The sequence below is a fragment of the Acinetobacter sp. AOR41_HL genome (assembly GCF_027854645.1).
GTDB lineage: Bacteria > Pseudomonadota > Gammaproteobacteria > Pseudomonadales > Moraxellaceae > Acinetobacter > Acinetobacter nosocomialis.
Genome location: NZ_JAKTHZ010000017.1, coordinates 261,783 through 275,186 on the forward strand (window position 1 = coordinate 261,783; position 13,404 = coordinate 275,186).

Annotated in this window: 8 protein-coding genes; all 8 read left to right on the top strand. The window is 39.4% G+C overall.

Annotation, left to right across the window (positions count from 1 at the left end):
- Positions 1 to 43: 43 nt before the first annotated feature.
- A complete protein-coding gene (locus tag MKL35_RS05420) occupies positions 44 to 3,751 on the top strand; it encodes a transglycosylase SLT domain-containing protein (RefSeq protein ID WP_049066506.1) in 3,708 nt (1,235 codons plus the stop codon).
- A gap of 65 nt (positions 3,752 to 3,816) precedes the next feature.
- Positions 3,817 to 4,158: a phage tail protein gene (locus MKL35_RS05425; RefSeq protein ID WP_049066507.1), complete on the top strand. Its 342-nt coding sequence runs from the start codon at positions 3,817 to 3,819 to the stop codon at positions 4,156 to 4,158.
- Positions 4,159 to 4,211: 53 nt separating this feature from the next.
- Positions 4,212 to 5,387 carry a phage tail fiber protein gene (locus MKL35_RS05430; protein ID WP_270913053.1) on the top strand — a complete coding sequence of 392 codons (1,176 nt, stop codon included), beginning with the start codon at positions 4,212 to 4,214 and terminating at the stop codon, positions 5,385 to 5,387.
- On the top strand, positions 5,374 to 6,168 hold the full coding sequence (locus MKL35_RS05435) for a phage minor tail protein L (protein ID WP_270913055.1): 795 nt from the start codon (positions 5,374 to 5,376) through the stop codon (positions 6,166 to 6,168). The genes MKL35_RS05430 and MKL35_RS05435 overlap by 14 nt, the downstream gene beginning before the upstream one ends.
- 6 nt (positions 6,169 to 6,174) lie before the next feature.
- Complete coding sequence (locus tag MKL35_RS05440) at positions 6,175 to 6,930, top strand: C40 family peptidase (protein ID WP_270913057.1); 756 nt, start codon at positions 6,175 to 6,177, stop codon at positions 6,928 to 6,930.
- Positions 6,914 to 7,570 (top strand): tail assembly protein, encoded by a 657-nt coding sequence (locus MKL35_RS05445; RefSeq protein WP_270913059.1) that lies wholly within the window; start codon positions 6,914 to 6,916, stop codon positions 7,568 to 7,570. The genes MKL35_RS05440 and MKL35_RS05445 overlap by 17 nt, the downstream gene beginning before the upstream one ends.
- Positions 7,571 to 7,625: 55 nt before the next feature.
- Positions 7,626 to 13,208 (top strand): TipJ family phage tail tip protein, encoded by a 5,583-nt coding sequence (gene gpJ, locus MKL35_RS05450; protein WP_270913061.1) that lies wholly within the window; start codon positions 7,626 to 7,628, stop codon positions 13,206 to 13,208.
- Entirely contained in the window at positions 13,208 to 13,387 is a 180-nt protein-coding gene (locus tag MKL35_RS05455; protein WP_031997605.1) for a hypothetical protein, read from the top strand. Before gpJ ends, MKL35_RS05455 begins: the two co-directional genes overlap by 1 nt.
- The last annotated feature ends 17 nt before the right edge of the window (positions 13,388 to 13,404 follow it).

Sequence of the window (13,404 nt, forward strand, 5' to 3'; positions counted from 1 at the left end):
GCCCACTCTTAGAGTGGGTTTTTTTTATGCCTGGAGAAAAGAAATGGCTACAAATTCACTTGGCAGATTAACTTTAGACTTGGTTGTTCAGACTGCAAGCTTTTCCGAGCCATTAAGCAAAGCTGAACGACAAGCACGAGCATCAAGTCAAGGGATTGCCAATTCTTTAAATATTGCGGCTATAGCTGTTAGTGCTTTAGGTGGAGCATTAGCGGGATTATCTATTGCTAGTCTTGTTAATTTTAGTGAAAAGGTTATACAAACAGGGAGCGATATTCAAAAGTTTTCAAAACTGGCTAATGCTTCAGTCCGAGACTTTCAATATTTTGCTAAAGGTGCTGAAACTGCTGGAATTTCAATGGAATCTTTCGCAGATAAAATGAAAGATATGCAAGATCGAATTGGCGAGTTTCAGCAGACAGGTGGTGGACCGTTAGCCGACTTTTTTGAGAATATTGCACCACGTGTTGGCGTTACAATTCAACAATTTCAAAAGCTTTCTGGTCCAGAAGCGCTTCAATTATTTTATAACTCATTAGAAAAAGCTGGTGCTTCAACTAATGACATGAAGTTTTACATGGAAGCGATTATTTCTGATTCTTCTTTGTTAATTCCACTATTAGAAAAAGGTGGTAAAGGTTTTAAAGAATGGGGCGATGCAGCTGAAAAAGCTGGCGCAATTATGTCTGATGAATTGGCCGCGAATCTTTCGGAAGCTAAAAAACAGTTAATGCTGATGGATTTACAATGGCAGGGCCTAGAAAATCGCCTAATAAATAATGTAGTTCCAGCAGTCAAAATGGTTATTGATAATTGGGGCGAAATAAAAGCCATTGCGATTGCTGTTTCTGCTGGTATAGCAACCCGATTTGTTCCGGCTTTAGTTCTTGCATCTTATCAACTTGGTCAGACGGCATTATTTGCCGCTCGTGCTGGTATAGGTCTTTATAGTTTTTCTAAATCGGCAGGTGTAGCTAGAAGTGCTATAGCTTTGCTTGGTGGACCTGCTGGCATTGGTATGCTGATTGCACAGTTAGCTGTAGCTGGCGGTGCTTATTATCTTATGACTAAACAAACTCAGGATGCTACGGATGCTTTAGAAGAGCAAGGGCTATCAGTGGATGAATTGCGAGAGAAGTATAAAAAACTTACCGCGTCACAACTTGCAATAAGAGGTATTCAAGCTAATGATGAAATTGAAAAGCAAACAAAAGAACTAAAAAGCCTTTTTACTGCCCTTGAACAATTTGAACATGATTTAAAAGTTCAGGGTGATGTTAATCAGCTTACAGCTATCCAGAACTATTTGAACAGTTTAAAAGAGGGTGGAGACAAGGCAAAAAATGCATTTGCCCAGTTACAAAGTCAGGGGCTAGTAAGCGAAAGCACACTCAAGTTTGTTGCTGAATTAGACTCAAAAATTAATGATGCCAACAACTCCATTAATCATCAAAAGGAAATTCAGGCATTAGTTAAAAATGTTACCGATGAAACAACTAAGGCCCAGCAAGCACAAGCTAAAGCCTTAAACATTTCAACGGAGGCATATAAGAATTTAACTAAAGCTCAACGAGATTATATTACCCAAGCGAAGCTAGACGCATCTCGTGAGAATTACATTAAGGGCCTAGTTGATAAAGGGTTTACAGTTGATAAGGCAAACGCTTTTGCAGAAGCACAAGCAAGTACAAATGGAAACAATGCCTACAAAGTCCCACTAACTGATTTAGTACGCAAGGCTACTGAGGATAGTTTTAAACGCAAAAATTACACACCTAGCCCTTCGGAAAAAAAAGCAATAGCATACGTTCAAAGCCTTGCTAGTGAGTATAACTTTTCAAAAATCGAAAGTTTACGTGGATTACCATCTGGAACTTTAGCAGCCCTTATTTTGAATGAATCTTCAGGAAATCCCAATGCACGTAGCAAAACAGGTGCAAAGGGATTACTTCAGACAACAAAGATTTTTAGGGATGAATATCAGATAACTGATAAAAGTACTTTGGAGGAAATCGTAACAGCAGCGGCCGAAGACTTAAAGAGAAATCGTCAAAAATTCGGCGGTAGCCTTGACAAAGCGCTCATCGCATATAATGCCGGACCTACTGGAACTAAAAACTATCTTGCTGGGAATATCGGTAGTAAGCCAGACCAAATGTCTCCTGAAAAAGCTAAAGAGGTAGCTGGTTATTTACCGAGATATCAAAAATGGTTTGCTGCTGTTAATGGTAAGACAACAGTTGATAATTCAATCATAATGCCAACAGAGGCAGATCAACTTGAAGCGATTAACAAAGCTGCTGAAGCTCAGAAAGCTATTGATGATATGCAGAAAGAAGTTAATTCGAATTATCTCACTGTCCCGCAAAAGTTAGCGCAGGAACATAAGGATCGTACTGAAAAAGCAATAATAGCCTTTGGTGGGACTGATAAGTTAAAAGAGGTATTAGCTCAAGAAAATGCGTTATATAAAGCACAACTTGCAAAATTTACATCTGATACAAAGGATCAGTACAACCAGTACTTTGCTTTTGAAACAGATCGAATTAAGCAAATTGAACAAAACTATGATCGTCAAAAAGAGCTAATTGATACAGATGCCGAATATCAATATGGTAAGTCAAAGGAAGCTTTGGAAATTAAAGCTGGTCTTGAACGTCAAAAACAAGTTGAAATTGCCGCCGTTAAGCGCGAAGAAGATGCACAAATTCAATCGGCATTTGAGGGTTATCTTAACCAGACTGAAATTGTGGTGAAACGTTACCAACGTGAACGCGAAGAGATACTTCAAACTTATAGCTTAAGTAAACGTGTACGTGAAGAGATTGCTAAATCTAAAGATTACGCAATTTTTGGAGCGTTAAACCAAGCCTCTGACAATGTATTTCAGTCTGGGCAAATCTCAAGACAATCTTTGATGGAGCGGCAAGAGCCAATTAATGCTCAAAAATGGGCTTTACAAAATCAATATTCAACTGATTTTGGTGGAATAAATCAATCATATGACGACCAGGTATCTGGTATTAAACTGATTGAAAATGAGAATGAGCGAAATGCACAACTCTTGGCTGCACGTGAGCAGTTTTTGAAAGCTAAAGCTGACTTGGATAAAAAGTATGCTCAAGATGAAATGGATCTAAACAGATCAATTTATGACTCTCAACTAAGCCAATTGAGCAGCTTAACCAGCCAACTTTCTGGCTACTGGTCTAATATGACGGGTATTGTCAAGGATGCAGCAGGTGAGCAGTCTGGAATCTATAAGGCAATGTATCTTGCCCAACAATCATTTGCGATTGCTTCTGCGACCATTAACGCTTTCCAAGCTTATAACCAAATTCTTGCAAGTCCATGGTATTTGGATGTTGTCAGTAAAGAGACAGCAGCAAGTATAGTATTAGGTATGGGTATGGCAAATGTCGGGATGATTGCAGGTCAAACAATTGCTGGTATGGCTCACAATGGTATCGATAGTGTTCCTAAGGAAGGAACATGGCTGCTTGATGGCGGTGAGCGTGTACTTAACCCTCAACAGAACAAAGATTTAACGAATTACTTAAATAATCGTCAAAGCGGTTCTGGTGAGGGGGACGTGCAGATTAGCCAACAGATTACTTTTGCTGATGGCTCCGCAAATGTTAGTACTCAAGGGAAAAAGCAAGTTGCTGAATCTCTGAATATTGCAATGAATGAATGGGCTAGACGTGAGAGCAAACAGGGTGGTGTGCTTTTTAATCTTGTGAAGCGATAATTTCCCAAAATAAACCACTTAAACCCACTCAATAGAGTGGGTTTTTTTTGGAGCAATTTAATTGTATGAGCAACCGTAAATTTACATGGTGCCAAGATTTAGATGGTAATTCAGGAACTAATGACTTTAATACCTTGTCTTCTAAATTTGGCGATGGTTATGAACAAACAACATCGATCGGCATAAACAACAAAGCAGGTACTTGGCAATACACCCGAACAGCAAAAGAAAGTGAAATCCGTGAAATTAAAACATTCTTAGATGAGCATAAAGGTGCCGATTCTTTCCTTTGGAATGCACCCTTAGAAGGCGAAGTAAGAGTGAAAGCCGGATCATATCAGCCGCGCGCAATGGGTGGTGGTATTTGGCAAATTTCAACAACGTTCACACAAGTATTTGAACCTTAAATTAAACCCCTTTAAAGCCCCTTTACAGGGGCTTTTTTTATGCGAGTAAGAAAATGACATATCAAACTGTAAATCTTGGAACGGCTCCTACTGGTGCGGGTGGGGATACATTTCGCTCTACTGGTGCAAAAATTAATGAAAACTTTACGAATAATACCCATGCAGCTAGTCGGTATGTAGGTACTGCTTCAGGGAATGTCATGGAGGTCGGTGCTTTTGGGCTGGGTAAAAATATGGTCCAATTATCCATGCCAAATGATTCAGATAATGTGCTTGGATGCGGCTTTTACTATTATGATATTAACTCCTCAGCACAAAATTCATGGAAAGATGTCGGAACTAATTTTTTTGTGCTTCGTAGTAATTTTGCCAATAATCCCCTTGGTTTTGAGCTAGGGAATTTACCCTATAACAATGCTTACTATTTAAGATGCTCAACTCCAAATGCAACTAAAAAATGGAATACCCCTGTATTAATTAGACATTCAGGTAATACCACAATTGATTCAAACGGTTTTCTTAAAGCCGCCTCACCAATTGTTAAGCTATTTGCCAATAAAATTGAACCTAATGATGAAGCTGCTGAACAATCACTTACTTTTGAGAAATTAGGTATCGGCCATTATTTAATTAAAGGGTCTTCTGGCTTTGCAAAAGAGGGATGGTGGATAGAAATTCCGACCGATACTCACGGTAATAAGATTTGTGCAGTTGAATATCAAACTCTTGAAAATGGTGATCTTGAGATTAAAACATTCAAGAAAACTCTGAGTGAAGATGGAGATATTGTTGCGAATCTAGATGCACCAATTGAGATTCCGTCTAATGCAAATGGTGAGCCACGTTGGATTGATATTCGGTTAAACACAGTTAAACGACAAATTATTAGAAAGGTGCCACGCACTGAAAAGCAACCACGTATGGTTCAGCAAATCAAATATTCGATGCAACCAACTTTCATGACTCGTTTAACTGAACTCATTGATGATGAAGGTAAGGTTGTCATGGTAGATGGAAAACCATTCCAGAAAAAAGAAACTTATCTAGTCACAGACTCTTCAGGAATGGCAACTCTCACAAAACAACCTGTAATTAATGAAAATGGTGAACCTGTACTTGAATGGGTGCAAGCAGTTGATAGTGAAGGAAATCCTGTCTTTGACGATGTTCAAGTTAAAGATAAGGATGGTAACCCTATTTTTGATGAGGTAATCCATGAGTCTGAATAGTGATTTCCAGAAATTATATGTAGATGGTCTTATTCATCTATTTGAACTAGATGCCAGCAGCTTAGGTGCTGGCATCTTGCGCTTTCACGGCCATATATCATTTCAAGACTGGGAAAAGATTTATTCTTCCATCGGATCTGAGGGATTGATTGGTGCTGATTCTGGAAGTATAGGCAAAGTATTTGATGCAGGTGAACAAAAAGTCTGGAACCGCAATATTATTTGGCAAGGGCAAGTTTTCGAACCGATGGCACTTGAGGTGTCAGGTCTGGAAATGCGTTCAACGGGTAAAGCCTCAGCGCCTACATTGATGATGGCAAATAACATTAACGGCATTCAACATGCCGTTTCGGCTTATTGTCTTCAATTTAAGGACTTTGCAGGGGCAAAACTGAAAGTAATTACAACTTTGGCGAAATATCTAGATGCTGAAAACTTTACTTCTGGCAATCCTTCAGCATCGAATGAGTCTAAAGAACAAACTTGGTTTATTGAACAGAAAACCTCAGAAAATGCACAACAAGTATCTTTCGAACTTTCAAACCCAATTGATTTTGAGGGACTTAAAATTCCAGTTCGGCAAATCACATCTTATTGCGGCTGGGAATATAGAAGTGAAGAGTGCAGCTACACAGGCTCAGCAATGTTTACAGAAAAAGATGAGCCAACAGATAACCCGGCATTAGATCGTTGCTCGTACAGAATGTCAGGTTGTGAATGCCGATTTGGTAAGAATAAACCATTACCGTTCGGTGGTTTTCCTGCATCAAGTATGTTGTGAGGTCTTATGAAACTAACAGCAAAACTTAAAAAATCAATTATGGCTCATGCTGATACATGTTACCCGCATGAATGCTGTGGGGTGATTGTTGATAAGCAATATATTGCTTGTCGCAATATCGCTGAACAATCTGATCAGTTTGAAATTCATCCCGAAGACTTGGCAAGTGCTGAAGAACAAGGCGAAATCTTAGCTTATGTGCACTCTCATCCAGATGGAACAACAAGAGCTTCAGAACTTGATCTGATTCAAATTGAATTACATCAAAAACCGTGGGTGATTTGTTCTTATCCAGATCTGTATTTTCAAGTTTACGAGCCATGCGGTTATCGTTCTCCATTAATAGGGCGTAATTATTTTCATGGCTGGCAAGATTGTTATGCACTTATCCGCGATTTTTATAGTCGTGAATTAGGCATAGAGCTTATGGATTTTAAGCGTGATGATGCGTGGTGGGAGGATAAAAATCATCCATCCTTATATTTAGACAACTACGAAAAAGCAGGTTTTTTCGAAGTTGATTTACCTCAATATGGCGATATGTTGATTTGTCGGGTTGGACGTACAGAACATCCAAACCATGCCGTTGTTTGGCTTGGAGATAATGGAGCACTTAAATCTGAACAAACCGAAACTTGTATTGGATCTGCTTTAATTTTACATCATCCATATAAGAGAAAATCTGTCCGAGAAATTTACGGGCAGCAATGGCAAGAGCGAACTGTAAAAATACTGAGACATAAAGATGTTAAAAACCATTAAATTGTATGGCGTTTTAGGCCAGAAGTTTGGGCGTGAATATAAACTTGATGTCGTAAATACTCGTGAAGCCATGCGTGCATTGTCCGTGCAGATTGTTGGCTTTGAAAATTTCATGACGCATGCCCATGAACAAGGATTGGCTTTTGCAATTTTCCTAAAAGGTAAAGGTTCAAGTATTAAGCGCGGCAAGAAACGCCCAGCAATTTACGACCATGAATCCAAGCGTCTAATCACTGGCGATAACATCGGCGCAGATCAGCTTGATTTGAATACTGAAGCAGAAATTATTCATATTGTCCCACGGGTTATGGGTGCTGGTGGTAATAATGGAGCTTTGCAAGTTGTACTAGGTGTTGTAATGATGGTGGTTGGTTACTTCACCTTTGGTGCCACTACCACAACGGGTATGGCATTAATTGGTGCAGGTTTGGGAATGGCTGTAGGTGGTGTTGCATCAATGCTCATGCCAAAAATTGATTCAACACAGAACCAGAATCAAGATGGTAACCGGGCAAACAAAGGGTTTGGTGGTGCAGTTACAACAGCCGCTCAAGGTTATCCAGTACCTATTCTCTATGGACGCCGTGAAGTTGGCGGTTTTGTTCTGAGCGCTGGTCAATATCCAGAAGATCAGATGTAAATATTTAGTTATCTTAGGCGCTTTTTAGCGCCTTTTTTATTGCGTGGGATTTGATATGACAGCGATTGTAAAAGGCGCAAAAAAAGGAAACCAACAGCCAAGACAGCCAGTAATTGCACCAGACTCCGCACAATCTAAAACATATATAAAAGAATTGATTGGTTTAGCAGAAGGTGAAGTTGAAGGCTTAGCTAATGGCAATCAGTCAATTTTTCTTGAAGATACACCACTGCAAGATGAAAACGGCAATAAAAACTTTGAAAACGTCACAGTTAATTTTAGATCTGGAACGAATGACCAAGAATATATTGAAGGTTTTCCCGCAGTTGAAAATGAAACACCTATCGATACAGAACTTAAATCATCAACACCATGGGTTCGCTCTTTTAATAATCTTGATCTTGATGCTGTTCGATTACGTTTGCGCTGGGGACCATTAAGAACGCAAGATCCAGTTAATGGAGATGTTACAGGTTATTCAATTGAATATGCTGTGGATCTGCAAACCGATGGTGGTGCTTGGGCTGAAGTCTTAAGAGCAAAAGTTTCGGATAAAACTTCAGAAAACTATGAACGAGCTCATCGTATAGATTTGCCTGAAGCTGATTCAGGGTGGTTAGTTCGAATTCGCCGTATTACTCCTAATTCATCTTCAGATTATATCAGTGACAAAATGTATGTTAAGGCAGTCACTGAGGTAATCGATGCGAAATTACGTTATCCAAATACTGCTTTAATTTCATTGCAATACGATGCAGAAACATTTGGCGGATCAGTCGCAAAACTAGCGGTTGATTTAAAAGGCGTAAAAATAAAAGTGCCTACAAATTACAACCCTGAAACCCGCGAATACATTGGGTTGTGGGATGGTACTTTTAAGCGGGCATACTCAAATAACCCAGCTTGGATTTATTACGATCTCTGTACATCAAAACGTTATGGCATTGGTGAACGTATCACTGAATCAATGCTTGATAAATGGTCTTTATACCGTTTAGCTCAATATTGTGATGAGTTGGTGCCTGATGGTCTTGGCGGGCAAGAACCACGTTTCACTTGTAATATTTATCTTCAGAGTGCTGAAGATGCTTATAGCATTCTTACAAAATTAGCGGGTGTATTCCGAGCAATTACTTATTGGGATGGAGATAGTATTGTTTGTGATGCTGATATTCCACAAGATACCTATTTCACATATACCCGCGCAAATATTATTGGAGAATTAGACTATAACGGTACACGTGCACGTGATAGACATAATGCAGTAAAAGTTGGCTGGGATAACCCGGCTAATCATTATAAAACTGAATATGAATTTGTACGAGACGAAAAGGCCATTTCTGAAATGCGCCAAGTTCGTTTGCTTGAGCTCGATGCTTGGGGATGTACATCACGTGGACAGGCTCAACGAGCAGGACAGTGGGCTTTAAAGTCTGAACAACTTGAAACCCGAACTGTGACTTTTAAAGTTGGTTTAGACGGCCATATACCATTGCCGGGTAAAGTGATTGAAATTGCTGATCAGTTATTTGCTGGCCGTGCAAATGGTGGGCGAGTTTCTGCAGTATCAGCAGATAGAAAAAGCATTACACTTGATCGCGATGACGTTGTCGCCATAGCTGGAGACCGTTTAGTAATTAACGGTGAAAATGGCAAAGCTCAAACTCGTATTGTTCAATCAGTTACAGGGCGTGTCGTAACAGTTACTGTGGCTTTTGATGAAAACTCTATTGCACGCCAAAATATTTGGGTTATCGATGCCCAAGATTTGGCTACGCTTAAATTTAGGGTTTTGTCAGTTGTACAAAGTGATTCACATCAATTTACCATCACCGCAATTGAGTACAATCCAAAAAAGTTTGATGCTATTGATAAAGGTGCTCATTACATTGATGTGCCAATTTCAATTGTTAATCCCAATATTCAAGAACCAGTTTCAAATATTGCCATTACAAGTGAAGATCGCATTGATCAAGGGATTAATATTGCAACTATGGTTGTGTCTTGGACGCAAGCAAAAGGTGCGGTTAAGTATCTGGTCGAATGGCGAAAAGATGATGGTAGCTGGATTAAGCTTCCAGTTACTGGCAATAATTCAATTGAGGTATCGGGTATTTATGCAGGTAACTATCAAGCAAAAGTTACAGCAATTAATGTTTCTGATATTTCATCATTGCCAGCATATTCAACACTTACAAAGTTAGTTGGTAAGCAAGGTTTACCGCCTGCTTTAGCATTCATACAAGCAACAGGTATTTTGTTTGGTATGCGGCTAAATTGGGGCTTTCCATCAACTGGTGCGCTTGATACTGCTTATACAGAAATCCAAGTTTCGCCAGATGGCAAAAGCAATATTGCTCAATTGGGCTTATTTGCATACCCAACTTCAACACATACGATTCAGGGGTTGCAACCAAATTTAACTCAATTCTATCGTGGCCGCTTGATTGACCGTATCGGTAATATTGGCCATTGGTCTGACTGGACAAGTGCAACAACTTCTGCTGATGCATCTGAAATTTTAGAAATTTTGGAAGGTAAAATTTCTGAAACAGAGCTAAGCCAAGACTTACAAACTAAGATCGATCATATTGAAAATATTGATGCTCAAATTCCGGGTATTCTTCAAGATATTCAAAATACGAAAGATCAGATTGCACAAGAAGTTAAAGATCGTAAAGACTCTGTTCAGCAAGCTGTAGATCAAGCAAACAACAGCCTTGCAATAGAGCGTGATGCACGAATCAAAGATATTGATTCCACAAATCAGTTAATTGCTCAGGAAGTTCAAGACAGGATTAATGCTGATTTTTCAGAACAAAAGGCACGTGAAGCTGCAATTCTTGCAGAAGCAAAATTGCGAGATACGGCCATTACATCTGAAAAAGAAGAACGTATTAGTGGTGATGATCATCTCTCTCAAAGAATTGATACAGTTAGTGCTAGTTCTTCAGATAATGCAGCGGCAATTCAACGTGAGGAAAAGGCAAGAACTGATGCTGATAGTGCATTGGGCCAAAGAATTGATACTGTAGTTGCACAAGCTGGAGATAATGCAGCAGCAATACAACAAGAAGCGAATGCACGTGTTGAGGGTGATTCTGCGAATGCATTATTAATTGAAACAGTGAGAGCTGAGTCAATTGAAAATGATGTTCAAACTCGTGCTTTGGTTACTGATGAAAGTAAGGCGCGAATTGATGCAGATAGAGCATTAGCTGAACGCGTAACAGGGGTTGAGGTCGTTACTAAACCTGCTTTAATTGGCTCAGAATCTGATTTAATTGGAAATGATGCTGGCTATGCAGGTGTCTGGTCGATTTTATCTGCTGTTCAAGAAGGAGATTTATTACAGGCAAAACGTACAGATCAAGTTATTGTTTCTGTAAATGATAATGCAGCAAGTATCAATTCAGAGCAAATTGCGCGCATTGAAGGCGACAAGGTTGTTACAAAAGCGTTGACTGATTATCGGGCGAGTAATGATCTAGCTCTTGCGAATGTTCGGCAAACAGCTGAATCTGCTGTGTCTAATTCAGAAAGCAATGCTAAGGCATTAACTGAATTAGATAGCAGAGTGAATACTGTTGATGCAAATGCTAATGAAGCTAAACAAAATGCAGCTTCTGCAATTAGTAAGGCAGAAACGGCGGTTTCTGAGGCAGGCTCAGCAGCTTCTATTGCTCAGCAATCCCATGCGGAAGCATCGACAGCGGCAACTACTGCAAATAATGCGGCAGATAATGCGAATGAAGCTAAACAAACATCGGCAACAGCTTTATCACAAGCTAATGTTGCGGCAGATCAATCTGCTGCAAATGCAGAGCAGATTCAATCTATTAAGGTTGATTTAAAAGATAAAGCAAGTACAGGTGATATTGTTCAAGTTAAGTCTGACATTAAAGATGTTGATAACAAGATAACTGCTCAAACAACGCGAATTGATGGAGTTTATGCACAGATTAACCCACCGCTAATTGGTTCTGATTCTGATTTGATTGGTAATGATGGCGGTTATGCAGGGGTTTGGTCTGAACAATCAGCACGAATTGAAAGTGATCTTGTTGTAAGTAAGCGAGTTGATTCAACTAATGCTGTACTAGGTGATTTACAAGCTTATACCCAGCAAGAAGTTCAATCACGTATTGAAGGCGATAAAATTACAGTCCAAAAGATTGATAACTATATTGCTAGCAATGACAACGCTCTTGCCATAGTTCGAGATACTGCAAAAATTGGTGTCGATCAATCTTCAGCAAATATTGAAGCTATCAAGAACATCAATATCGAGTTGAAAGACAAAGCCACTACTGGTGACATTACTCAAGTTAAGTCGGATATTAACGAGGTTGATAAAAAGGTTACTGCTCAAACAATCAGACTTGATGGGGTATATGCCCAAATTAACCCGCCTCTGATTGGTTCTGATTCTGATTTGATCGGCAATGATGGCGGTTATGCTGGTGTCTGGTCTGAACAGTCGGCACGAATTGAAAGTGATCTTGCTCAAGCTATTCGTACAGATACAGTTCAGACTGATCTGAACGGCAATAAAGCTGCTGTTCAAGAGGTCACTAAATCAGTCAATGGGTTATATTCGCAAAAGTTCATTAAGCTTGATGTGAATGGAAAGATTGCAGGCTGGGGTGGTGCAAATAATGGGGTAGAGTCACAGTTTATTTTTAACTTTGATTCTATTGCTATCGGTAATGGCAGTAATGGTGCCGTATCATATCCATTTATTTTCCGTACCACTTCATTTACTGATCCATTAACTGGAACTGTTTTTCCACCTGCTGCTTATTTGAAAGCTGCAATTATGGATTATCAATCTGTTGATACATCTCATATTAAAGACTTGGCTGTACAGCGAGGCAAGATTGCACAATTAGCTGTTGGAAGTGGTCAAATTGATGATCTTGCAGTGACCAGAGGTAAAATTGCTGATCTTGCAGTTGATACTTTAAAGATTGCTGATAATGCGGTAACTGTTCCTGTATCTGCGTTTGCTGAAATTTCAGTAGGTGTTGATACCGAATATGTCACTATTCAGACGTTAAATGTACCGTCAGATATGGGGCATACAGTTTTAACTTTTGGCGCTGTCTTTAGTTTCTCTGGTTACAGCCCTAAACAGCAAGTTTATTGTCGAGTTCTTAAAAATGATCAAGTTGTTTTTGAGGATCTTGAAGTTCACTTTATTGAACATAATTCAGTTGCTTTAATCACTGATGCAAACGGTTCGCACAACCATAATGGTTCTACCGTTAACGTCAGTGGTACAACAGGACAAGATGGCTCACATAGTCATAGCTACAATGTGAACGGCACAACAGGCTCGACTAATGCCGGAGGTACTTATCATAACCACAGCTTTAGTGCTAGCGGATCGACAGGCAATGTCGGTGGACATAGTCACAGCTTTAGTGCTAGCGGTAATATAACCATGTCGGAGGGTGGTGCACATACCCATAAGATTACCGTGCAAGGTACTTCACGAAGTGCCGGGACACTTAATATTTCGAGACATGATTCGACAGGAATTTACGGCACATACAAGTTACAACTTCGGGTGGTTGCTGGTGGTTCAATGAATGTGTCACAACGTTATATTCATGCAATGACGATGAGGAAGTAATGGCATATTTTGCAGTTTATGAGGTTGAAACAGGTGAAATACAGAATTTAATAGAATGTCCTGAATTTCTAGTTGAAACAATTCATCTTGAGAATGGGCAACAGTTTTTAGAGGTAGATCACCAGGTCTCAGCAAATAAATATTTGATCAAAAATGATGAATTAATCTTAAGAGATTAATTCAGCAAATTATTAAT